We start from the raw sequence: 22,369 nt of genomic DNA on the forward strand, positions 1-22,369 counted from the left end.
GCCCCCGCCTGCTGTTCTGAGAAAAACCATAGCAGGGGGCAATGCTCGCTCGCCTAGACGGTTGGCACGGCCTCAACGCCGGCAACGCGGCGGGCCAGGCGCTCGGCCCGGCGCTCGCGTCGACCCTCGACGACGTAGTACAACACCGGCAGAACCACGAGGGTGAGCAGCGTCGACGAGACGAGTCCGCCGATCACGACGACCGCGAGAGGCTGCGAAATGAAGCCGCCCTGCCCGGTGAGTCCGGCCGCCATCGGCAGCAGCGCGAAGATCGTGGCGAGCGCCGTCATCAGGATCGGGCGAAGACGCCGTGAGGCGCCGTAGATGAGCGCCTCGCGCACCGAGAGCCCCCTCCGGCGGTACTGGTTCACGAGGTCGATCAGCACGATCGCGTTCGTGACCACGATTCCGATCAACATCAGCACGCCGATCAGCGACGGAACGCCGAGCGGGATGCCGGTGATGACCTGCAGGGCGATCGCTCCGGTCGCCGCGAACGGCACCGAGACGAGCAGCAGCAGCGGCTGCAACAGCGACCGGAAGGTGGCCACCATGACGACGTAGACGATCAGGATGGCCGCGAGCATGGCCAGGCCCAGCTGCTGGAAGGCCTCGGTCTGGTCGGCGGTCACGCCGCCGAGCGTCGCGGTGGCGCCGGTCGGCAGCTCGGTGTCCTCGAGCACGGTGGCCATCCGGGCGTTGGCCGTGCCGAGGTCGTCGCTGTCCGGCGTGGCCGAAACCGTCGCCGTGCGGAGGCCCTTCGTGGTTGTGATCGTCGACGGCCCGTCGACCTGTTCGACTGTCGCGAGCGTGTCGAGCGCCACCGGGCCGAACGCCGTGGGGATCGGCAGGGCGGCGAGCTCGGCCGTTGTTGCGGGCGAGGCCGCCGCCTGGAGGTAGACCGACAGGTTCGATTCGTCGATCACGATCGACCCGATCGCGCTCGGCTGCATCGCCTGTCCGACGAGGGTGCCCAGGGCGAGCTCGCTCAGCCCGGCGCGGGCGGCGGCATCCCGGTCCACGGTGACGGCGATGTACGGGCGCGAGGCGGCGAGGTTGCTGGTGCTCTGCTTGATCGCGTCGAGGTCCTGCACTCCGGCCAGGATCGCATCCGTCGCCGTCTTCAGGTCAGCGCCGGTGGCGGCCGTGACCTGCACGTCGATGTCGGATGATCCGCCGAAGCCGCCCGCGGACGCCACCGAGATCTCGCCGATGTCGTCCAGCTTCGCCAGCTCCTGCCGGACCTCGTCCTGCACCTCGTCGGGGTCGGCCGTGTCATCGGTCGTGATCGAGTAGGTCACCGCATTCGAGGTGGAGCCGCCGCGGAAGGCCGCCTCGGCACTGCTGCCGCCGATCGAGAGCTGCACGATTTCAATGCCCTCGACCTCCTGGAGCGTGCCTTCGACGACGGCGGCGGCCTCGTCCTGAGCGGCAAGGCTCGTGCCGACGGGCAGGGTCTGGATGACCCGGAAGGTGGTCTGCCCGGTCGAGCCGAGGAAGTTCACCTTCATCAGCGGGAGCAGGGCGACCGTGCCGCCGAGCACGAGCACCGCGAGGAGGAGGGTGGCGACGGCATGCTTGAGGGTCCAGCGGATGACCGGCAGGTAGCTCTTCTGCAGTCGGCTCGGGTGCTCGAGCGACTCGATGGCCGTGGCTGCGGCCTCGGCCCTGGTCGCCGTCGCTGTCGCTGTCGCTGTCGCGGTGATCGAGCTTGGCGCGATCCCGGTCTCGACGGGCTCTACCACCGTCTGCTCGACCTCCGGCGCCGCCGCGGCCGCCGGCTTGGGCGGCTTGAGGAACCAGAACGCAAGCACCGGCACGATCGTCAGTGACACGAGCAGCGAGGCGAGCAGGGCGAGGGACACCGTGAGGGCGAACGGCCGGAACAGCTCCCCGGTCGAGCCGCCGACGAACGCGATCGGCAGGAAAACCGTGACCGTAGTTACGGTCGACGCGGTGATGGCGCCCGCGACCTCCTTCACCGCCCGCACGATTGTCGCCGCGCGATCCGGGCCTGCGACGAGGTTGCGCATGATGTTCTCGATCACGACGATCGAGTCGTCGACCACGCGACCGATGGCAATCGTGAGCGCGCCGAGCGTGAGGATGTTGAGCGAGTAGCCCACCGCCTGCAGCCCGATGAAGGTGATGAGCACCGAGGTCGGGATGGAGATCGCCGTGACCAGGGTGGCCCGCACCGAGAGCAGGAAGACCAGGATCACGAGCACGGCGAAGAGGAGGCCGAGCATTCCCTCCTGGGTCAGCGAGTCGATCGACTCCTGGATGAACGGGGCCTGGTCGAACACGACCGTGAAGGTTGTGCCGGCGACGGCCGCCTCCAGGGTGGGGAGCAGGGCGCGCACGGCCTCCGAAACATCGACGGTGTTCGCGGCCGGCACCTTGGTCACCGAGATCGTCAGCGCCGGTTCGCCGTTCACCCGGGAGATGCTCGTCTCCGGGTTCGCGGCCAGCTCGACCGTGGCCACGTCGCCGATCGTCCTGCGTAAGGCGTCGCCCTTCAGGCCGGACAGGATCGGCAGCGCCGCAATGTCTTCGGCGGAGCCGAGTTTCGTGCCGGTCTGCACGGAGAGGGTCTTGTCGCCCTCGGTGATCGCTCCGGCAGGCAGGAGCGATCCGTTCTGGGCAAGTGCCTGCGTGATCGCCTGGCTGGTGAGTCCCCGGGCGGCGAGGGCCGCGTCATCCGGCGTGATGTTCACGCGCTGGCCGACGTCGCCCACCAGCGCCGCGTCGCGCACGCCCTCCACGTCGCGGATGTCGCCCAGCACGCTGCGCCGGAGATCGTCGGCCAGCGTCTCGGCATCGCCGCCCGAAACGGCCACGGACAGGACCGGGAAGTCGTCGATGCTGCCGCTGAGCACCTGCGGGTCGATGTTCTCCGGGAGGGTGGACTTGATCCGGTTGATGGCCTGGCTGATCTTCGATTCGGCCTTGACCAGGTCGGTGCCGTAGGTGAAGGTCGCGCTGATCAGGGACGAGTTCGTGCTGCTCGTCGTCGAGGTGGATTCGAGACCGGCAATGCCCTGGATGGCGGTCTCGATCGGTGTCGACACGTCGTCGTTGACGACCTCGGGCGAGGCGCCGGGGTAGCTCGTCGTGATGAGCAGCTGCGGAAGCTGCAGGGACGGGATCAGCTCTTGCTTGAGGCTGGTCAGGGCGAGGCTGCCGAAAACAGCAGCGACGATCGTGACCAGCGCAATGAGCGCCCGATTTTTCATACTCAATACGGCGAGAATATGCACCCGCCCAGTATCTCATTGCAGTCCGTGCAGAATCTCGAATCCCGCGTCCTCTCCCGCGCCGGCGGACTGTTGCGGCCGGTCGCGCGGGCGTAGTGTCGACCGAACAAGCCCGCATCTACGAGGAGGAACCATGACTGTCGCCCGCGTGACCACCCTGAGTGTCCGGTCTGACACGTCGTTCGAGGACGCCGTTTCGGAGGGGATCTCCCGCGCCCACAAGACCCTGCGCGGCATCTCCGGCGCCTGGGTCAAGGAGCAGAAGGTCGTCGTCGAGGGCGGCGCGATCACGGCGTGGGACGTCGTGATCGAAGTGACGTTCGTGCTGGACGACTAGCCGGGCCGGCCCCTGAGGGGTCGCAAATCGACCTTCAACCGGCCCGGGAAGGTCGATTTGCGACCCCTCAGGGCGGGCGCGGCCGAAACGCTAGACGACATCGGCGAGGTAGCCGGTGTCGGTCACCGGATGCCGCAGCAGCGAATCCCACGCGAGCCCGAGCGCGTCGACGGCGCGGTCCATCTCCTCGGGGCTGTAGCAGAACGGGAGCCGCAGGAACCGCTCGAAGGCTCCGTCGATGCCGAACTGCGGACCGGCGGGCACGAGGAGGCCGTAGGTGCGCGCGGCGAGCGCGAGCTGGGAGCTGACCGGGATGCCCAGGTTCACCCACGCGGTGATCCCGCCGTCGACGTGCGGTACGTGCCAGTCCGGGAACCGGTCGGCCACCAGCCCCTCCAGGTGGTCCCGGCCGCTGCGGAGTTCGTCGGACCGCAAGGCGAGGATGGCGGGCAGGTCGGACAGGATGCGCGCCACGATGAGCTGCTCGAGAATCGGGGTGCCGAGGTCGTTCGCGGCCCGGGCCGAGACGAGTTTGCGGATGAGAGAGCGGTCCGCGCGGATCCAGCCGATCCGCAGGCCACCCCAGACGGTCTTGCCGACCGAGCCGACCGACACGGCGGTCCCCGACCGCACGGACTCGGCGTAGGCGGCGAACGGCAGGAAATCGCCCACCCGGTCGATGTTGAGTTCGGCGATCGTCTCGTCGGCGATGAGCACGGTACCCGCCCGAGCCGCGGCGGCGAGCACCCGCTCCCGCTGGTCGACGGGCATGCTCCGCCCGGTCGGGTTGTGGAAGTCGGGCATCAGGTAGCCGAGCACGGGGTTGCTGCGCTGCAGGGTCTGCAGGAGCGCGGTTTCGTCCCAGCCGCCGGCCGCGGCATCCTCGCCCGGCCCGGCTGCCGAGACGCCGACCGGCACCAGGCGCGCCCCCGCCCCTCGCAGCGCCTCGTAGGCGTGCGGGTAGCTCGGCATCTCAATCAGCGCGCGATCGCCCCGGCCGATCAACACGCGGGCCAGCAGGGCGATCGCGTGCTGCGCGCCCAGGGTGACCATGATCTGCTCGGGGTCGGTCGGCAGCCCGCGGGCCGCATAGCGGTCGGCGATCGCGGCGCGCAGCTCGGGGATCCCCACCGGGTCGAAGCCCGAGTCACCGAGGTGGCCCGCCAGCTCGGGGGCGGCGAGCGCGGCGATGTCCGCGAGGCCGGGCAGGGCCGGCATCGTGGCCTTGCTGAAGTCGAGGATGCCGCCCAGGGGGTCGTCCGCCCGCGCCGGCGCCGCGCCGGGCAGCCGCACCCTGCTACCCGAGCCGCGCACGCTGACCAGGGCGCCGGCGTCGCGCAGCTCCCGGTATGCGGCGGTCACGGTCGTACGGCTGAGCCCGAGTCGTGCGCTGAGGTCGCGCTCGGCAGGCAGGCGGGTGTCGGTCGGGATGCGCCCGTCGAGGGTGAGCAGGCGGATGCGGTCGGCCAGGGCGAGGTAGGCGCTCGCCCCGCTGCGCCACTCGCCGAGGAGCGCCTCGAGCGACCGGGCACTCACCTGGTTCACCGCCATGGGGCCACTGTAGTGAGATTGGCTACTTGATAACAGACCAATAGTGCAATTGGATTGGTTTTCATGACCCGGCGCATCGCGCAACTCCTTATTGGCCTTTTCCTCTACGGGATCGGCATCGCGCTCATCGTGCGCGGGGCGATCGGCGTCGCCCCGTGGGACGTACTCACCCAGGGCATCGACCGGCACACCCACCTCGGCTTTGGCCTGATCACGATCCTCACCAGCGGCATCGTGCTGCTGTTCTGGATCCCGCTTCGGCAGAAGCCGGGCATCGGCACCGTGCTGAACGCTCTCCTGGTCGGCCCCGCCGCGGATCTCGGCCTCCGGCTGATCCCCGAGGGCCTGGACCTCTGGGCCCGGATCCTGCTCTTCGCGGCCGGCCTGCTCGTGCTCGCCGCGGCGACCGGACTCTACATCGGCGCCCACTTCGGCCCCGGCCCGCGCGACGGCCTGATGACCGGCCTGCACAAGCGCACCGGCTGGAAGATCTGGATCGGGCGCACCGGGATCGAGGTGGTCGTGCTCGGGATCGGCTGGGCGCTCGGCGGGAACGTGGGCATCGGCACCGTGCTCTTCGCCGTGCTGATCGGGCCGCTCTGCCACTGGACCATCCCGTTCTTCGCGATCCGGCGCCCGGCGGAGGCCGCCCTGCCGGCCTCGCCGGTTCCGGTGGCCGTGCCCGCCCGGTGATCGAGCCCGCCGGCGATTTGCCCCAGATTGTTGAACAATCACCGGAAATGGTGCATCCTTAGGAAAACTTCTTGAGGAAGGCGGATGACGGTGTCCACCATTGATTTGAACAGCGACGTCGGAGAATCCTTCGGCAACTGGACCTTCGGCGATGACGAGGCGATCATCGCCTCGGTGTCCAGCGTCAACGTCGCCTGCGCCTTCCACGCCGGGGATCCGAGCACAATCCGCGCCACCTGCGCGGCCGCCGCCCTGGCCGGCGTCACGGTCGGCGCGCATCCGGGCTACCGCGACCTGGCCGGTTTCGGCCGCCGGTTCATCGACATGGCCCCCGACCACCTCACCGACGAAATCATCTACCAGATCGGCGCCCTCGAGTCGCTGGCCCGGGTCGCCGGAACCACGGTCAGCTACGTCAAGCCGCACGGCGCCCTCTACAACACGATCGTGCACCACCCCGAGCAGGCCAGGGCCGTCGTGGATGCCATCGTGTCGGTCGATCCGAGCCTGCCGGTGATGGTGCTCCCGAACTCCGAGATCGAGCGTGCGGCCCGGGCCGCCGGGCTCCGCACCGTCTCCGAGGCGTTCGCCGACCGCGCCTACAACGCCGACGGGACCCTCGTCGCCCGGACCCGGCCGGGGGCGGTGCTGCGCGACATCGGCGAGGTCACCGACCACGTGCTCCGCCTGGCCGTCGACCGCCAGATCCGCGCCATCGACGGCACGATCATCGACGTCCGGGCCGAGAGCATCTGCCTGCACGGCGACACCCCCGGCGCCGTCGCGATGGCCGCCGCCGTCCGCGCCGCCCTGCTGGGCTCCGGCATCGAAATCCAAAGTTTCGTCTGACATGGCCGGGCAGATCCGCGGCATCCGCCCCGTCGGCGACCGCGCGGTGTTGGTCGAACTGGACAGCCTCGCCCAGGTCCTCAGTCTGCAGGCTCAGCTGCAGGAGCACCCGCTCGACGGGCAGCTGGACGTGATCGCCGCCGCCGAGACCGTACTCGTCTCGGCCGTCTCCCCTGCCGCGGCCCGCGATTTCGTCGCCCGGCTGCGCCGGCTGGACGTCGGCACGGTCACGGCTGCCGACGCCACGCTCGTGATCATCGACACCGTCTACGACGGTGAGGACCTCGCCCGCGTCGCCGAGCTCACCGGGCTCGGCGCCGACGGCGTCATCGCCTCCCATTCGGAACAAACCTGGACCGCTGCCTTCGGCGGATTCGCTCCAGGCTTCGCCTACCTCGCCGGCGAGACGACGTCGCTCACGGTTCCCCGGCGAGCCACGCCCCGAAGCGCGGTGCCCGCCGGATCCGTGGCCCTTGCAGACACCTACTCCGCCGTCTACCCGCGGGCATCCCCGGGCGGGTGGCAGCTGATCGGCCGCACGACCGCGCCGATGTGGGACCTGGGCCGCGAGCAGCCCGCCCTGGTGCAGCCCGGAAACCGGGTGCGGTTCCGGCCCGTGCGCGAGCTCGTGCTCGCGGCGGGCGGCCTCGCCTCAGACCTCGCAGCGGCGCGCGTGATCGACGGCGCCGAGCCGCCGGCGGACGGCGTCATCGTGCGTTCCCCCGGCCTGCAGACCACCGTGCAGGACCTCGGCCGCGAGGGCCATGCCGCGCTCGGCGTAGCCGGCAGCGGCGCCCTCGACCGAGGTGCCCTGCGGAGGGCCAACCGGCTCGCGGGCAATCCCGTCGACGCCGCCGGGCTCGAGAACGCCCTCGGCGGGCTCGCGCTCGAGGCCGTCGCCGACCAGGTCCTGGCCGTGACCGGCGCGCGCGTCCCGCTCGCCATCGACGGTCCGACGGGCGCACGGGCGGTCCCCACCGAGACCCCGTTCGCGCTGCTGGCCGGCGAAACCCTCACCCTCGGACCCCCCGTCGCCGGGGTGCGCAGCTACCTCGCCTTCCGCGGTGGGCTCGACGTTCTCCCCGTGCTCGGCAGCCGCTCCACCGACACCCTCTCCGGAATCGGACCGCAGCCGCTCGGTTCCGGCACCCGGCTCCGCGTGCTGCCCGCCCCGCCCTCGAGCGTCGTCGGCGCCCCGGGCATCGAATCCGAGCCGCCGGCCGAGCTGACGGAATTGCGCTTCGTTCCGGGACCGCGTTCCGACTGGTTCGATCCGGAAACCATCGAACGCTTTGCCGGCGCCACCTGGACCGTCACGGCCCGGTCGAACCGGATCGGCCTGCGGCTGGACGGCGAGCCGCTGGAGAGGTCGCGGCCGGGCGAGTTGCCCAGCGAGGGCACCGTCACCGGCGCCATCCAGCTGCCGTCGTCCGGCCGGCCCGTGCTGTTCCTCGCCGACCACCCGGTCACCGGCGGCTACCCCGTGATCGGCGTCGTGCTTCCGGCCGACCTCGACCTGGCCGCCCAGCTCCCCACCGGCGCACGGATCCGGTTCACGCCGGCTCCCGGCGCCGACCCGCTCCCGCCAGACCACAACCGACAGGTGACACCATGCAGAAAGTCCTGATCGCCAACCGCGGCGAAATCGCCGTCCGCGTCATCCGCGGCTGCGACGACGCCGGCCTCGAGTCCGTCGCCGTCTACGCGGATGTCGACGCCGACGCCCTGCACGTGGGCCTCGCCACCGAGGCGTACTCCCTGGACGGGAACAGCCCGGCGGACACCTACCTCGACCAGGCCAGGCTGCTCGACATCGCCCGCCGCTCCGGCGCGGACGCCGTGCACCCCGGCTACGGTTTCCTCTCCGAGAACGCCGACTTCGCGCAGGCCGTGTTGGATGCCGGGCTGACCTGGATCGGGCCCAGCCCAGAGGCGATCCGCACCCTGGGCAACAAGGTGTCCGCCCGCGAGATCGCCATCCGGGTCGGCGCGCCCCTCGTCGCCGGGTCGGAAGGCACGGTCGAAACCGGCGCCGAGGTGCGGGCCTTCGCGGTGGCGCACGGCCTCCCGGTGGCCATCAAAGCGGCCTTCGGCGGCGGCGGGCGCGGGCTCAAGGTGGTCTGGGAGCTGGATGCCATCGAGCAGGCCTTCGACTCGGCCGTGCGGGAGTCCCAGGCCGCGTTCGGCCGCGGCGAGTGCTTCGTGGAGCGCTTCCTCAGCCGGCCCCGGCACGTCGAGGCGCAGATCCTCGCGGACGGACGCGGCAACGTGATCGTCGTCGGCACCCGCGACTGCTCGCTGCAGCGCCGCAACCAGAAGCTGGTCGAGGAGGCGCCCGCGCCGTTCCTCACCCCGGCCCAGCGCGAGCAGATCCACTCCTCGGCCAAGGCGATCTGCCGCGAGGCCGGCTACGCGGGCGCCGGCACGGTCGAGTATCTGCTCGCCGAAGACGGGACGGTCTCGTTCCTGGAGGTGAACACCCGGCTCCAGGTGGAGCATCCGGTCACCGAGGAGACCTCGGGGATCGACCTCGTGCTGGCGCAGCTGGCCATCGCCGCCGGCGGGGACCTGCCCGTCGATGACGACCCCGAGCCGCGCGGGCACTCGATCGAGTTCCGGATCAATGCGGAGGACGTCGGGCGCGGATTCCTGCCCTCCCCCGGCACCGTCACGGGGTTCACCCCGCCGACCGGGCCCGGCATCCGGGTCGATACCGGCGTGCGCGCGGGCGACGCCGTTTCCCCCCAGTTCGACTCGCTGCTCGCCAAGCTCATCGTCACCGGCGCCGACCGGCAGCAGGCCCTGCGCCGGGCCCGCCGGGCGCTGGCCGAGTTCGAGATCGCCGGGCTGCCCACCGTGCTGCCCTTCCACCGCGCGGTGGTGCAGACGCCCGCGTTCTCCTCGCCCGACCGCCTCGGCGTACACACGGGCTGGATCGAATCCGAATTCGCCGAGCAGCTCGCGGGCGACCCCCGGTTCGCCCCGGCGGAGCCCGAGGCCGTCCGCCGCACGATCACGATCGAACTCGACGGGCGACGGATGGCGCTCGGCCTGCCGGCCGGGCTCCTCGACGGCCTGGCCCGCTCCGGGGCTGCCGGCGGCGGACCTGGCACCGGCGCCGCGGCATCCGACGGCGTCGGCAACCTCGTCGACTCGGCCACCCTGCGCTCCGCGATGGGCGGTTCGGTCGTGAAGTGGCTGGTCGCTGCCGGAACCGAGGTCGCGGAGGGAGATCCGGTGCTCGTCGTGGAGGCCATGAAGATGGAGACCACCGTCGCCGCCCACCGGAGCGGGACCCTTGCCGCGCACCTCGTCGGACCGGGCGACATCGTGACGCTCGACACCGCCGTCGCGTCCATCCGCGCGTGAGCCGCCGGGCAGCCGACGCCCGATAGCGTGGGCACATGACTCTCGAGGACATCCTGGCCGACCTGCGCCTGCACCGCGAAGGGGCCAGGCACGCCGAGACCGGGATGTGGGTGGCGTCCGTGCTGCGGGAGCGGATCGCCGCCGGGCAGCTCGCCCCCGGGTCGAAGCTCTCCGAGGAGGCGCTGGGCGAGGCGCTCGGCGTCTCCCGCAATACCCTGCGCGAGGCCTTCTCCGCCCTCGCCGCCGAACACGTCGTGACCAGGATCCCGAACCGGGGCGTCTCCGTGGCCCGCCCCTCCGCGGACGACATCCGCGAGATCTATCGGGTGCGCCGGTACCTGGAACCGGCGGCGCTGGCCTGGTCGCCGGCGACCGACAACACGCCCCTGCGGCACGCGGTCGAGCGCGCGCGGGAGGCGCGCGACGCCGGCTCGGTGTCGGGCATGGCGGATGCGAACCAGGCTTTCCACGCCGCGGTCGTTGCCCTGGCCGGCAGCGACCGGCTCGACCTCCTGATGACGCAGGTTCTCGCCGAGATGCGGCTCGTTTTCCACTCCATGGTCGCCGATACCGCCTTCCACGCGCCGTACGTGGAGGACAACGCACGGATCGTGGAGCTGCTCGAGGCCGGTGAGCGCGCGGAGGCCGCCGCGCTTCTCACCGGCTACCTGGGCCGCGCCCAGGATCAGCTGCTGGCCGCGATCGCCGAGGAATCGAGCGTCCGGCGGAGCTGACTGCCGCGCCGAGCCGGCGGCTGTTGATTACCGGTGCGCGCCGGATCGGCATAGTAGCGTGGCATCCATGATGAACCTGATCGTGTTCCTGCTCGTTGTCTGGCTTGTGTTATCGGTGCTCGGTTTCGTGATCGAGGGCCTGTTCTGGCTCGCCGTCATCGGAATCGTCCTGTTCCTGGCGACCGCCGCGTACGGCTGGGTGAAGCGCAAGACGGCGAAATAGCGGCGCGCGGCGCCGTACATCCGACTACGGGACGAGGTAGTCCGAGTCTCGGGCATCGGTGATCAGCATGAAGCCGGGCGCGTGGCCGATCGCCAGCGACGGCCTGGACTCCATCACGGCGGCCTGCGGGGTGACCCCGCACGCCCAGAAGACCGGGACCACGCCGCGCTGGATCTCGACGGCGTCACCGAAGTCCGGCGCTGCCAGGTCGGCGATACCGAGCACCGTCGGGTCCCCCGCGTGCACGGGCGCCCCGTGCACGGCCGGGTAGCGGGCGGTGATCCGCACTGCGTCCTCCACCTGCGCGGCCGGGATCGGCCGCATCGAGACGACCATCGGCCCGGACAGGGCTCCGGCGGATGCCGAGCGCACGTCGGTGCGGTACATCGGCACGTTGACGCCCTGCTCGATGTGGGCGATCGGGATGCCGGCATCCTGCAGCGCCGCCTCGAAGGTGAAGCTGCAGCCGATGATGAAGGTCACGAGGTCGTCCTGCCACCAGTCGGTGATGTCTCCGGGTTCGGCCACGAGCACGCCGTCCTCGTAGACGGTGTACCGGGGCAGGTCGGTGCGGATGTCGCCGCCGGGCAGCAGCGGACCGCTCGTCTCACCGGCGCCCTGCACCCCGAGGATGGGGCAGGACTTCGGGTTGCGCTGCGCGAACAGCAGCACGTCGAAGGCCTGGGCCCGCGGGACGATGATCAGGTTCGCCTGGGTGAACCCCCGCGACCAGCCGGCCGTGGGCGAGGCGAGGCCGGGTCGCCCGGGAGCGAGGCCGGGCCGCCCGGGACCGCGGCCGTGCCGGGCCGCCTGCGCGGAGGCATCCGGTGTCGCCTAGACCCACAGCAGCGCGAGGCCGCTGAGTGACTTGTAGCCGAGGAAGAGCGTGAGCAACCAGGCTGCGAGGCCGATGAAGAGCAACACCTTGGGGTAGACGTACCCGCCGAGCAGGTCGCGGCGGCGCCAGGCCACCCAGAGGATGACGGCGAAGCCGACCGGGAGGATCAGCCCGTTGATCGCGCCGGCCATGATCAGCAGGGTGGCCGGGGCCTGGCCGAGCAGGGTGAACACGACTGTCGAGACCGCGATGAAGACGACCGTGGCGATGCTGCGGGTGCGCGGCCTGGTTTTCGCGGTCGTCACGAAGGAAATCGAGGTGTACGCGGCCCCGATGACGGAGGTGATCGATGCCGCCCAGAGCACGATTCCGAACAGCTTGAGGCCGACCTCGCCGGCGGCCGCCTGGAAGGCCTCGGCCGGCATGTTGTCGCCGGTCAGGGCGACTCCGCCGGCAACCACGCCGAGGATGGCCAGGAACAGAAGCACGCGGATCACGCCGGTGATGATGATGCCGAGCACCGAGCTGCGGGTGATCTCCCGAACGTTCTCACGTCCGGAGACGCCGGCGTCGATCATCCGGTGCGCGCCGGCGTAGGTGATGTAGCCGCCGATGGTGCCGCCGATCAGGGTGGTGATGATCAGGAAGTCGACGTTGTCGGGGATGACGGCGTTCTTGAGCGCGAGTCCGAGCGGCGGCTGCGAGACGATCGCGACGTAGGCGATCAGCAGGATCATCACGGCGCCGAGGATGACGACGATCTTGTCGAGCGCGAGCCCGGCCCGCTTGCTCAGGAAGATGGCGATGGCGATGACGGCGGAGATGATGCCGCCGATCTTCGCGTCGACGCCGAAGAGCACGTTGGTGGCCAGGCCGGTGCCGGCGATGTTGCCGATGTTGAAGACGAGTCCGCCGAGGAAGATCAGTGCGGCGAGGAACCAGCCGGCGCCGGGGAGCACGGTGTTGGCGAGCTCCTGGGCGCGCTTGCCGCTCACGCCGATGACTCGCCAGACGTTCAGCTGCACGGCGATGTCGACGAGGATCGAGACCAGGATCGCGAAGGCGAAGGCCGCACCGAGTTGCACCGTGAAGGTGGTGGTCTGGATGATGAAGCCGGGGCCGACGGCGCTCGTGGCCATCAGGAACATCGCGCCGAGCAGGGCGCTCCTGTGCTTGTTCTTCGGACGCGTCTTCTTCGGACGCTGAAGCTTTGGTACGGCGGTCGTGGCCATGGGTGCGCTCACTTCATTGTGGGGAAATGCGTCAGCACCGGAGGTCACTGATTTCGTGAAAGCCTACGATTGTTCAACAATCACCGCAACCTCAGCGCCAAAGTCGCTGATCAGCCGGGGCGGAACGTGGCGGACTGGAGGTGCCTGCCGGCACAGGCCGTCCTCGGGATTGACCAGTCCACGTCCCCGGCTCAGCCGCAGAAGTCGGCGATCGTGCCGGTGAGGATCTCGGTGAGCCGATGCACCGACGCCACCTCCGCCCATTCCTTGTCGGCGTGCGCGCCGCCGCCGCGAACCCCGAGCAGCAGGCACGGGATGCCCGCCTCGTGGATGAGGCCAGCGTCGGTCCAGAAGGGCTCGCCACGGCGGGCGGGCGGGACGCCCAGCACGCGCTCGGCCTGGCCGCTGAGCGCACGTACGATCGGCCAGTCCGGGTCGGCCTCGAATGCACCGCGCGCCACGAGCCGGGTGAGGCGGAAGGAGAATTCGGGCGTGGCTGCGGCCAACCGCTCGAGCAGCAGGGCCAGCTCGGCCTCCACAGCATCCGGAGCCTCTCCGGGCAGGGTGCGCCGCTCGACCGTGAGCGTGCAGGATGGCGCGACCGTCGCGGCGTCCTCCCCGCCCCTGATCATCGACACGCGCACGGTGCCCTGGCCGAGCAGCGGGTGTGCCGGGGCCGATTCGAGGCGGTCCCGCAGTCCGTCGAGGGCCCGGAGCACGAGCCCGGCGTGGGCGATAGCGTCGACGCCCTGCTCCGGCATCGACCCGTGCGCCGCCCGGCCGGTCAGCTCGACCTCGAACCAGGCGAAGCCGCGGTGGGCGACGGTGAGGCAGAGCTCGCTGGGTTCGGTCACGATGGCGGCATCCGCCCGGAAGTGGCGCAGCACCTCCTCGGTGCCGAGGCTGCCGAACTCCTCGTCGGCGACAAGGGTGACGATCACGTCGCCGGCCAGGCCCGCGGCGGATGCGCGCGCCGCGGCCACCAGGATGGCCGCCAGCCCGCCCTTCATGTCGAAGGCGCCGCGGCCGAAGAGCATCCCGCCCCGCACCTCGCCGTAGAGCGGGTCGCCGTCGTAGCCGGCGACACCGACGGTGTCGAGGTGGCCGTTCAGCATGAGCGAGCGCCCACCCCCGCTTCCGCGCGCGATGCCGACGACGGACGGACGGCCGGGACGGTCCTCGAGCCGGTGCACCTCGAACCCCTGCCGGGCGAACCAGTCGGAGCACCAGGCCGCGATCGCGTGCTCGCCCGCGGCGCCGGGCACGAGGTCGGGGTTGACCGAATCGATCGCGATGAGCTGCTGGGCGACCGCTATGGGGTCAAGGTCACGGGGAAGTTCTCGCTGGGGCACGCGTCGAATCTACCTGCCCGACGGGAGTGAACCGGGCGCACTCGGTAGGGTTTTGCCATGGGTGTCGACAAGAGTCCGATTGGCAGCGGGACGGCCACGCGGATGCCGCCGCGCGCGTCGTGGGGGCTGGTGCCGGCCGGCCTGGTGTCGGCATCCGCCGTGCTGCTGTTCGGCCTGCAGTTCCAGCTCGCCGGCTACGTCGTGCTGGGCGCCGCCCTGCTGCTCGCGTTCGTGATCAATCGCGCCCTGTTCAGGGACCTGTTGTTGATCGCGCTCGGCCTGGCCATCGTCAGCACGATCTCGGTCGAGGCTGACATCAGCTACCCGAACATGGCGCTGATGGGCATCGTGCTCGGCCTGGCCGTGCTCGGGCCGTACCTGATCGCGCGTTACGTCTACCGCACGCACGCGATCCGGTTTCCGATCCGGACCGGACAGCGGTGGAGCGTGCTCGAGCGCTGGTACCTGGTGATCGTGGTCATCCTGGGCTGGCTCATCCTGCCGACGTACTTCATCCGCTCGGGCTCCTACGAGAACTGGCCGGCCGTGACCGCGCCCGACGAGATCGGCCGCCTCTTCGTCGGAGTGGGCTTCGTGGGCATCTGGGACGAGTTGTTCTTCATCTGCACGGTGTTCGCTCTGCTCCGGCGGCACTTCCCGGACTGGCAGGCGAACCTGCTGCAGGCGGTGATCTTCACCTCGTTCCTCTGGGAGCTCGGCTACCAAAGCTGGGGACCCCTGATGACGTTCCCGTTCGCCCTGCTGCAGGGCTACATCTTCAAGGTCACCAAGTCCCTGACCTATGTCGTCTGCGTGCATCTCCTCTTCGACCTGGTGGTCTTCCTGGTGATCGTGCACGCCCACACCCGCGAGTGGCTGCCCATTTTCCTCTACTGAACCGCCAGGCCTGCGCCCGGAAATCACCCGTTCTTGCCCGGGGTCCCCTTCACCTCTCGCGGGCCGGGCCAGCGGATGCGTCGGTTCGCGTGGCCTTCTGTCGGAGTTCGGCGCTGATGGCGGTGCCGATTATGGTCTCCGATTCGGTCACGTAGGTGTGGCCGGTCGGGGTGGTCCAGATGAGGGTGCCGGTGCCATCGGCGGCCTGGCTGACCTTCCAGCCGGCCTCGTGTTTGAGGGCGTGGCTGGCGGGGCAGAGGTGGGCGAGGTTGTTGTGGTCGGTTCGTCCGCCGAATGCCCAGTCGAGGCCGTGGTCGATGTCCGAGCGGCTGGCCGCCCGGCTGCACCCGGGGTGCCGGCAGGTTCCGTCACGCACCTGAAGCATCGTGCGGAGCGAAGCGGGGATCGTGTACCGGTCCCGGCCCACCGAGAGCACCGCGCCGGTCTCCGGGTGGGTCAGGATCCGCACCGCGCTCGGACACTTCGCCGCCAACGCCCTGGCCGTATCCGGATCGATCGGCCCGTACCCATCGAGGCTGCCCGGCTCCTCGGTGACACCGAGGAGAGTGAGCATCGGGACCGTCACGATCAGGTTCGGCCGCAGCCCGCCCAGGCTGCCGGCAGCCCCGGCCGTCTCCGTGCAGCCAGTCTCCGCGCAGCCGGCCTGGAGGAGCAGGTCGCGGAACACGTCCGCCCGCAGCTGGGTGAGCGTGCGCGGCTCGTCCGGCCTCTGCAGGGCGATCGCCCGGTCCGTCACCTGGCCGTAGATGCCGAGAGCATCTCCGGCCGGCAGGTAGGCGCTCAGCCAGCCCATCCCGTCGCGGGCCGGGTCGAACCTGAGTGACCGGTCGGCCACGCTCCGCACATGCCGGGCCGTGATCGACTCCGGATCGATCCGCTCCCGCAGCTTCCTGGTCTTCCTCTCGAACTGCGACGCCGTCAACCGGCCGGCCGACGGCAACGCCTCCTGCTCCAGCTGCCGGGCCGCCGCCTCCGGAAGTCCCGCGGTTTCGTTGACGAGGACGATCGCCTGCCGGTAGCCGATCCGCCCCGCGGCCAGGACCGAAAGGGTGTCGGGCAGGTCGTGGACCAGGCTGCGGCTGCTCTCCAGCAGGCCCAAAGCGGTCGACTCCGGGATCCGCAACGCGCAGGCCAACTCGGCCACCAGCGACCGGCGGGTCAACGCCGGACTGAACGCACTGCCGCCGAGCTCCCGCTCGCTGCAGACCCGGGCCGCGTCGATCGCGACCACCCGCGCCGCGGCCTGCACCGCCATCGCCTTGTCGATGGCGGTGACGTCGTCGATGAGGGCGCCGAGTTCCTCCAGGTGGACCGCTGTTGGTGTCAGCGGGCCCGGGCCAGCGCCCGGGTTAGGGCCGGCCGGGAGTGCCCGACCGGGTGGTCCTGTGATGGTTTCCATACGCCAACGGTACGGCGAACCACCGACATTCCTGCGCCCCGAAAGCGCCCCTGACCGGCCCTTGTGCATAACTTCCGGCACGTCCGACCTGTGGAGGACAAGCGCAGGAACCGCACCCCTCGCGCCGCGGCCCGGCGCACCCCTTGCGCAACACCAACACGCGATATATCGTGTTCAGATGAGACGCGATATATCGCGTGCAGATGTGTTGTAAGAATGAAGGAGCAGAAGTGGAAAAGTGGTTAGTCACCCCCGGGCAGACCAAGGTCATCGACGTCGAACTGGTGCGGAATCTCAAGGTCGGCATGATCGCCGGCAAGGTTGACGTGATCGGACACGACGAGCAAGGCGCCCGCGTCGAGGTGCACAGCGTGACCGGCAAGGACCTCAAGATCTCGATGGACGGCGACACCCTCGAGATCGACCACCCGCAGTTGCGCTGGGACAACTTCATCGACGTGTTCGCGTCGTTCCGCGGCACGGCCAGGGCGGACGTCAGCATCATGGTGCCGCGCGACGTGGCGTTGAAATTCGGTGTCATCTCGGCCAGCGCACTCGTCTCCGGGCTCCGCAACGGCGCCCGGCTGAGCACCGTCTCCGGCGACATCGTCGTGGATGATGTGGTCGGCGACCTGGAACTCAACGGCGTGAACGGCGAGATGTCGGTTCAGGGTCATGCGGGCAACATCACGGCGCACACGGTCTCGGGCGAGATCACCGCGAGCGGGAGCATCCGCCGCTTCTCCCTTGACGGGGTCAGCAGCGACGTCTTCCTCGACATCGAAGGCACGCCGGACGAGATCAACACCAACACCGTCAGCGGCAACCTCACCGTGCGCCTCGGCGCCGACGTGGCCACCCGCTACCGCCTCAACACGGTGTCGGGCACCCTGCAACTCGACGACCAGACCATCAAGGGCACGCTCGGCAAGGGCTACGAGGCCAGCAGCGGCGCGCTCGACGGCGCCTGGCTGGAGCTCCGGGCGAACTCCGTCTCCGGCAATATCTCGGTCGTGCGCCGTGCCAATGGCAGCCAGTCTCCCGCCGGCGAGGGGTCGACGGATGCCTCCGGGCAGGCCCGGGCATGACCCCCGTCTTCGCGCACGGCAGCCTCCGCCTGTACCTGCTCAGCCTTTTGGCCGAGCAGCCGCGACACGGCTATGAGCTGATCCAGGCGCTCAGCGAGCGGTTCGGCGGCACCTACAGCCCGAGCGCCGGCACGATCTACCCGCGGCTGTCCAAGCTCGAGGAGGATGGGCTCGTCACCAAGTCGACCGACGGACGGAAGACGGTCTACGTGATCACGGATGCCGGCCGCACCGAGCTCGCCGCTCGCGCCGGTGAGCTCGACGCGATCGAGAGCGAGGTGACGGATTCGGTCCGACGCCTTGCGGACGAGGTGCGGATGGGCGTCAACGCGGCGATGAAGAGCCTGCGGGCCGACCTCGCCTCGGCCGCCCGGCAGGCCAGGGACGAGTCGGCCGGCCAGGCCGGGCACGGCGCCACCTCGAACCAGCACACCGAGTCGAACCTGGCGCTGCACGAGGCCGACATGGTGCTGAATGAGTTCCGTCAGAAATTGCGCGCGGACCTGCGCACTCAGGCCTCCCGTGGGCGCGTCCCGGCGGAAGCCGTTCCGGAACTCCGCCGGCGCCTCGCCGAGGTGCGCGCCGACATCCTCGCCTCGCTCACCCGGTAAGCCCCGTGAGGGGTCGCATATCGACCTTCGTTTGCCCGCTGAAGGTCGATTTGCGACCCCTCAGGGGGGAAGGTCAGAGGGGGTGAGGTCAGGGGGCCTCAGGGGGTTACGTCGGGGGCCACGCCGGGCGTCGGGTGGTAGATCATCGTTCGCTCGCCGGAGCGGTCCACCTCGTGCAGAGACATGAGTTCACCGCAGATCGGGCAGACGGACTGCGCCTTCTCGGCCCGCACCTCGGCATCCGGCACGTCGGTGTACGGCCCGAGCGGCGGCGGCCCGATCCAGGGCAGCAGGGTCCGGTTGAGCCAGGCGGTCAGGCTTTCACGCTCTCGTGCAGGTTTGCTTAGTGCCATAACCGTTAGTCTACTAACCAATGGGACGGCGAACGCCGCCCGCGATTGGAGACGTCGATGGCCACCGATGAGTCGAACCTGCTCCGCCTCGAAAACCAGGTCTGTTTCGCCCTCGCGATCGCCTCCCGCAGCGTGATCTCGGTGTACCGGCCGATCCTCGAGCCCTATGGCCTGACGCATCCGCAGTACCTGGCGCTGCTGGCGCTCTGGGAGCGGAGCCCCCGGTCGGTGAAAGACCTCGGCGCCGAGCTTCGTCTCGATCCGGCAACGCTTTCACCACTTCTCAAGCGGCTGGAGGCGGCCGGCCTGGTCACCCGAAACCGCAGCGTGGTCGACGAACGCCTGCTCGAGGTCGCGCTGACCGAGGCCGGTGCGGACCTCCGCAGTGAGGCCGAGACGATCCCCCCGCGCGTGATCGACAGGCTAGGGATGACCATGGACGAACTCGAGGCCCTGCGGGTCTCCCTGTGGCGAGTGATCGACGCCGCCGGGACTCCGTAACGGATCGCGTGGGACTCCCCGCTGTGGCGCGCCGGTCCTGCAGCATTTGACAGGGGGGTGCAACAGAGTAGTGTCGTCCCTCGTGGCACCAGAGGGAACCCCCAAAATACCGGAAACGCGTTCACCGAAACGGTGGATCATCGGCGATCCGCTGCCGAGCGAGCACCTCGAGGGCCAACTGCTCCCCAAGCACCTCGCCCTGCCGATCTTTGCGAGCGACCCGCTGTCGAGCGTCGCGTACGCCCCGCAGGAACTTTTGATGATCCTCACCCTCGGCGGGCTCGCCTTCCTGAGCTTCGCGCCGTGGGTCGCCGGCGTCGTCGTGCTGCTCCTGATCACCGTCGTCGCGTCCTACCGGCAGCTGATCAAGGCCTACCCCTCCGGCGGCGGTGACTACGAGGTCGCGCACAAGAACCTCGGCGAGAAGGCCGGCCTCGTCGTCGCATCCGCCCTGCTCGTCGACTACGTGATGACGGTCGTCGTCTCGGTCGCCAGCGGCGTGGACAACATCATCTCCGCGATCCCCGAACTCAATCCGTTCCGGGTCGAGATGGCCGTCGTGTTCGTGATCCTGCTCGCCGCGGTCAACCTGCGCGGGGTGCGGGAGTCGAGCAAGGCCTTCGCCCTCCCGACCTACCTCTTCATCGCCAGCGTCGTCGTCATGGTCGTCGTCGGCCTCACCAGGACGATGCTCGGCGATGCCCCGGTGGCCGAATCGGCCGGATTCGACGTGGAGGGCGAGAACCTGGCCCAGACCGCGTTCATCCTGTTGCTGCTGCGCTCCTTCGCCAGCGGATGCAGCGCGCTCACCGGCGTCGAGGCAATCGCCAACGGGGTGCCGGCATTCAAGCACCCGAAGGTCAAGAACGCGCAGTCGACGCTCGCCCTGATGGGCGGCATCGCCATCGTGCTGTTCATCGGGCTCACCACCCTCGCGCTGATTGCGCAGGTGCATTACGCGGAGAACCCCTGCGACCTGATCGGCTGGGACGAGTGCGCGACGAATCCGCAGCGCAGCCTGATCGCCCAGATCGCCGCCGCCACCTTCGGCAACAACTCGATCATGTTCTTCGTGTTGCAGGCCACAACCGCGGCCATCCTGCTGCTGGCGGCCAACACCGCCTTCAACGGTTTCCCGCTGCTCGGATCGGTGCTGGCGAAGGACTCGTACGCGCCGAAGTCGCTGAGCACCCGCGGCGACCGCCTGATCTACTCCAACGGCGTGCTGATCCTGGCCCTGGCGGCCATCATCATCATCATCGTCTACCGGGCGAACCTGACGCTGCTGATCCAGCTCTACATCATCGGCGTCTTCGTCTCCTTCACCCTGGGCCAGACCGGCATGGTCAAGCACTGGATCGCCCTGCTCCGGAAGAATCCGCCGAACCGCGGGGAGATCATCCGGAGCATGTCGATCAACGCGTTCGGCGCGCTGCTCACCGGGGTCGTGCTCATTGTCGTGACCGTGACGAAGTTCACGCACGGCGCCTGGCTCGTGTTCCTGCTGATGCCGGTGCTCTTCGTGCTCATGCTCGGCGTCAACCGCTATTACCGGGATGTCGCCAAGGAGATCGAAGTCGACCCGGTGACCACCTTCGGATCCAAGGGCGACCACGCGATCGTGCTCGTGGGCAAGATGCAGAAGCCCGTGCTCAAGGCCCTCGACTACGCCATCGCCGCGCGGCACGAGAGTCTCGAGGCCGTGCACATCTCGATCGACGACCAGGAGACCAAACAGCTCAAGCGAGACTGGGTGAAGCAGAACATCCAGGTGCCGCTGCGCATCGTCTCATCGCCGTATCGCGACATCAGCTGGCCGCTGATCAGCTACATCAAGGATCGCCGCGAGGAGCACGGCTCCGAGGTCGTCACGGTGTACACGCCGATTTACATCGTCGGGCACTGGTGGGAGAACCTGCTGCACAACCACAAGGCCAGGCGCCTGCGCCAGAAACTCATGCTCGTGCATGGGGTGACCATCGCACTCGTGCCGTGGCTGCTGGACTCCTCTGAACTCATCTACGGGCGCCGATCCCGGCCGATCCCCGGCCAGGACCGTCGCGGCGAGCCGGTGCGTCCGCGCCCGGTGCCGCGCAAGCCGCTGACACCGGCCGCGGTGGAAGCGGCGAATCGGGCTGCCTCGACGGCGAAGCCCCCGGTCGTCGGCTCGACCCCGCCGCAGTCCCGGCCGTCGGCGTCGCGCCGTCGGAAGCGCAAGTAAACCAGATGCCGCTCGCGCTGGCAGCTTTCCTCGGCGGCGTGCTCGGCACCGGCCTGCGCCTGGCCACCGACCTCGTTTTCCCGCATACGGATGCCGGCTTCCCGGCCGGCACGCTCGGCGTCAACGTGCTCGGGGCGCTCATGCTCGGCTGGCTGGTCGGCGGGCTGTGGACGCGCCCGGGCATTCCCCGCTGGTTGAAGGTCGCGCTCGGTCCCGGCCTGCTGGGATCGTTCACGACGTTCTCGGCCGTGACGGTGTCGCTTGTGGAGCAGTCCTCCGCCGGGCTGTGGGGACTCGCGGGCCTCTACCTCCTGGCCACCCTCGCCCTCGGCTTCGGCGCCGCGGCGTTCGGCCTCTGGGCGGGCAGCCGGCTCGCCCACCGGCCGATCCCGGTCGAGATCCCCGACGACGGGAGCACGCTGTGAGCGGCTGGGTTGCCCTGAGCGTGCTGGCCTGCGGGGGCGGGGCAGCGGTCATCCGTTACCTCGTGTCCCGGGCGCTGCCGGTGCGGCCCGGCCACATCCCCGGCGGCGTGCTGCTCGTGAACGTGACGGGCGCGATGATCGGCGGCGCGGCGCTCGGGCTCGCCGAGCGGGCGGCCATCTCCGAGGACCTCCGGCTGATCATCCTGACCGGGGTATGCGGCGGCCTGACCACCTTCAGCACCTGGAGCGTCGAAACCCTCGAGCTCGTCGACAACGGACGCTGGCGGGCCGGCCTGGTCAACGTCGGCGTCACCCTGCTGCTCGGCGTCGCCGCCTGCGCCGTCGCCTACCTCCTCGTCCGCTAGGTTTCCCCCGCACCTCCCCCGCGAAACCGCAGTTGTGCGCGTTATTCGTGCGT

The 22,369-nt window shown here is 69.9% G+C and carries 20 protein-coding genes and 1 pseudogene; 14 read left to right on the top strand and 7 right to left on the bottom strand.

From position 1 onward, the window contains the following. Window positions 1-53: 53 nt before the first annotated feature. Entirely contained in the window at window positions 54-3,260 is a 3,207-nt protein-coding gene (locus tag E3T54_RS09300; RefSeq protein ID WP_134475432.1) for an efflux RND transporter permease subunit, read from the bottom strand. Between the two features lie 130 nt (window positions 3,261-3,390). On the opposite strand from E3T54_RS09300, the gene E3T54_RS09305 reads away from it, so the two are divergent. Next, the gene (locus E3T54_RS09305) at window positions 3,391-3,594 is read left to right on the top strand and encodes a dodecin family protein (RefSeq protein ID WP_092323549.1); all 204 of its coding nucleotides are present in this window, start codon (window positions 3,391-3,393) and stop codon (window positions 3,592-3,594) included. A gap of 90 nt (window positions 3,595-3,684) precedes the next feature. Here the strand turns inward: E3T54_RS09305 and E3T54_RS09310 are convergent, their stop codons facing one another. Beyond that, window positions 3,685-5,145 (bottom strand): PLP-dependent aminotransferase family protein, encoded by a 1,461-nt coding sequence (locus E3T54_RS09310; protein ID WP_134475433.1) that lies wholly within the window; start codon window positions 5,143-5,145, stop codon window positions 3,685-3,687. A 63-nt stretch (window positions 5,146-5,208) separates the two neighbouring features. On the opposite strand from E3T54_RS09310, the gene E3T54_RS09315 reads away from it, so the two are divergent. From E3T54_RS09315 to E3T54_RS09340, 6 genes are all read left to right on the top strand, one after another. After that, a complete protein-coding gene (locus E3T54_RS09315) occupies window positions 5,209-5,838 on the top strand; it encodes a YitT family protein (protein ID WP_134475434.1) in 630 nt (209 codons plus the stop codon). Between the two features lie 90 nt (window positions 5,839-5,928). Continuing rightward, window positions 5,929-6,687, top strand: coding sequence for a LamB/YcsF family protein (locus tag E3T54_RS09320; protein WP_092323578.1), 759 nt, complete (start codon window positions 5,929-5,931; stop codon window positions 6,685-6,687). A gap of 1 nt (window position 6,688) precedes the next feature. Continuing rightward, window positions 6,689-8,314 (top strand): 5-oxoprolinase/urea amidolyase family protein, encoded by a 1,626-nt coding sequence (locus E3T54_RS09325; protein ID WP_134475435.1) that lies wholly within the window; start codon window positions 6,689-6,691, stop codon window positions 8,312-8,314. Then, on the top strand, window positions 8,299-10,056 hold the full coding sequence (locus E3T54_RS09330) for a biotin carboxylase N-terminal domain-containing protein (protein WP_134475436.1): 1,758 nt from the start codon (window positions 8,299-8,301) through the stop codon (window positions 10,054-10,056). The genes E3T54_RS09325 and E3T54_RS09330 overlap by 16 nt, the downstream gene beginning before the upstream one ends. A gap of 35 nt (window positions 10,057-10,091) precedes the next feature. Continuing rightward, window positions 10,092-10,790, top strand: a complete 699-nt coding sequence (locus E3T54_RS09335) for a GntR family transcriptional regulator (RefSeq protein WP_092323556.1) — start codon at window positions 10,092-10,094, stop codon at window positions 10,788-10,790. A 70-nt stretch (window positions 10,791-10,860) separates the two neighbouring features. After that, window positions 10,861-11,013, top strand: a complete 153-nt coding sequence (locus E3T54_RS09340; protein WP_134475482.1) for an LPXTG cell wall anchor domain-containing protein — start codon at window positions 10,861-10,863, stop codon at window positions 11,011-11,013. Between the two features lie 24 nt (window positions 11,014-11,037). Here the strand turns inward: E3T54_RS09340 and E3T54_RS09345 are convergent. The 3 genes and pseudogenes from E3T54_RS09345 to E3T54_RS09355 form a co-directional block, all read right to left on the bottom strand. Further along, a pseudogene (locus E3T54_RS09345) lies at window positions 11,038-11,775 on the bottom strand (putative hydro-lyase); the annotation flags it as partial. Between the two features lie 72 nt (window positions 11,776-11,847). After that, window positions 11,848-12,999 (bottom strand): NRAMP family divalent metal transporter, encoded by a 1,152-nt coding sequence (locus E3T54_RS09350; protein WP_092323580.1) that lies wholly within the window; start codon window positions 12,997-12,999, stop codon window positions 11,848-11,850. Window positions 13,000-13,274: 275 nt separating this feature from the next. Next, on the bottom strand, window positions 13,275-14,435 hold the full coding sequence (locus E3T54_RS09355; protein WP_134475437.1) for a M20/M25/M40 family metallo-hydrolase: 1,161 nt from the start codon (window positions 14,433-14,435) through the stop codon (window positions 13,275-13,277). 57 nt (window positions 14,436-14,492) lie between these two features. Here E3T54_RS09355 and E3T54_RS09360 point away from each other — a divergent pair, with 57 nt between their 5' ends. Next, window positions 14,493-15,332 (top strand): CPBP family intramembrane glutamic endopeptidase, encoded by an 840-nt coding sequence (locus E3T54_RS09360; protein ID WP_241977147.1) that lies wholly within the window; start codon window positions 14,493-14,495, stop codon window positions 15,330-15,332. A 49-nt stretch (window positions 15,333-15,381) separates the two neighbouring features. Here E3T54_RS09360 and E3T54_RS09365 read toward each other — a convergent pair whose 3' ends face one another. Further along, window positions 15,382-16,752 (bottom strand): HNH endonuclease signature motif containing protein, encoded by a 1,371-nt coding sequence (locus tag E3T54_RS09365; RefSeq protein ID WP_166804874.1) that lies wholly within the window; start codon window positions 16,750-16,752, stop codon window positions 15,382-15,384. Between the two features lie 230 nt (window positions 16,753-16,982). On the opposite strand from E3T54_RS09365, the gene E3T54_RS09370 reads away from it, so the two are divergent. Further along, entirely contained in the window at window positions 16,983-17,840 is an 858-nt protein-coding gene (locus E3T54_RS09370) for a DUF4097 family beta strand repeat-containing protein (RefSeq protein WP_241977148.1), read from the top strand. After that, window positions 17,837-18,451 carry a PadR family transcriptional regulator gene (locus E3T54_RS09375; protein WP_134475439.1) on the top strand — a complete coding sequence of 205 codons (615 nt, stop codon included), beginning with the start codon at window positions 17,837-17,839 and terminating at the stop codon, window positions 18,449-18,451. The genes E3T54_RS09370 and E3T54_RS09375 overlap by 4 nt, the downstream gene beginning before the upstream one ends. 98 nt (window positions 18,452-18,549) lie before the next feature. Here the strand turns inward: E3T54_RS09375 and E3T54_RS09380 are convergent, their stop codons facing one another. Then, complete coding sequence (locus E3T54_RS09380; protein ID WP_134475440.1) at window positions 18,550-18,804, bottom strand: hypothetical protein; 255 nt, start codon at window positions 18,802-18,804, stop codon at window positions 18,550-18,552. A gap of 57 nt (window positions 18,805-18,861) precedes the next feature. On the opposite strand from E3T54_RS09380, the gene E3T54_RS09385 reads away from it, so the two are divergent. From E3T54_RS09385 to crcB, 4 genes are all read left to right on the top strand, one after another. After that, window positions 18,862-19,305, top strand: a complete 444-nt coding sequence (locus tag E3T54_RS09385; protein WP_092321525.1) for a MarR family winged helix-turn-helix transcriptional regulator — start codon at window positions 18,862-18,864, stop codon at window positions 19,303-19,305. 82 nt (window positions 19,306-19,387) lie between these two features. Then, window positions 19,388-21,526 carry an APC family permease gene (locus tag E3T54_RS09390; protein WP_134475441.1) on the top strand — a complete coding sequence of 713 codons (2,139 nt, stop codon included), beginning with the start codon at window positions 19,388-19,390 and terminating at the stop codon, window positions 21,524-21,526. 5 nt (window positions 21,527-21,531) lie between these two features. Further along, window positions 21,532-21,951, top strand: coding sequence for a CrcB family protein (locus tag E3T54_RS09395; RefSeq protein WP_134475442.1), 420 nt, complete (start codon window positions 21,532-21,534; stop codon window positions 21,949-21,951). After that, entirely contained in the window at window positions 21,948-22,316 is a 369-nt protein-coding gene (crcB, locus tag E3T54_RS09400) for a fluoride efflux transporter CrcB (protein WP_166804876.1), read from the top strand. The genes E3T54_RS09395 and crcB overlap by 4 nt, the downstream gene beginning before the upstream one ends. The last annotated feature ends 53 nt before the right edge of the window (window positions 22,317-22,369 follow it).

The sequence above is a fragment of the Cryobacterium sp. Sr8 genome (assembly GCF_004403225.1).
Lineage (GTDB): Bacteria > Actinomycetota > Actinomycetes > Actinomycetales > Microbacteriaceae > Cryobacterium > Cryobacterium psychrotolerans.

Coding starts and splice junctions, on each gene's coding strand:
- E3T54_RS09305 (WP_092323549.1), top strand. CDS start 3,391: ATGACTGTCGCCCGCGTGACCACCCTGAGTGTCCGGTCTGACACGTCG.
- E3T54_RS09310 (WP_134475433.1), bottom strand. CDS start 5,145: ATGGCGGTGAACCAGGTGAGTGCCCGGTCGCTCGAGGCGCTCCTCGGC.
- E3T54_RS09315 (WP_134475434.1), top strand. CDS start 5,209: ATGACCCGGCGCATCGCGCAACTCCTTATTGGCCTTTTCCTCTACGGG.
- E3T54_RS09325 (WP_134475435.1), top strand. CDS start 6,689: ATGGCCGGGCAGATCCGCGGCATCCGCCCCGTCGGCGACCGCGCGGTG.
- E3T54_RS09330 (WP_134475436.1), top strand. CDS start 8,299: ATGCAGAAAGTCCTGATCGCCAACCGCGGCGAAATCGCCGTCCGCGTC.
- E3T54_RS09335 (WP_092323556.1), top strand. CDS start 10,092: ATGACTCTCGAGGACATCCTGGCCGACCTGCGCCTGCACCGCGAAGGG.
- E3T54_RS09340 (WP_134475482.1), top strand. CDS start 10,861: ATGAACCTGATCGTGTTCCTGCTCGTTGTCTGGCTTGTGTTATCGGTG.
- E3T54_RS09350 (WP_092323580.1), bottom strand. CDS start 12,999: ATGTTCCTGATGGCCACGAGCGCCGTCGGCCCCGGCTTCATCATCCAG.
- E3T54_RS09360 (WP_241977147.1), top strand. CDS start 14,493: ATGGGTGTCGACAAGAGTCCGATTGGCAGCGGGACGGCCACGCGGATG.
- E3T54_RS09365 (WP_166804874.1), bottom strand. CDS start 16,752: ATGGAAACCATCACAGGACCACCCGGTCGGGCACTCCCGGCCGGCCCT.
- E3T54_RS09375 (WP_134475439.1), top strand. CDS start 17,837: ATGACCCCCGTCTTCGCGCACGGCAGCCTCCGCCTGTACCTGCTCAGC.
- E3T54_RS09380 (WP_134475440.1), bottom strand. CDS start 18,804: ATGGCACTAAGCAAACCTGCACGAGAGCGTGAAAGCCTGACCGCCTGG.
- E3T54_RS09385 (WP_092321525.1), top strand. CDS start 18,862: ATGGCCACCGATGAGTCGAACCTGCTCCGCCTCGAAAACCAGGTCTGT.
- E3T54_RS09395 (WP_134475442.1), top strand. CDS start 21,532: ATGCCGCTCGCGCTGGCAGCTTTCCTCGGCGGCGTGCTCGGCACCGGC.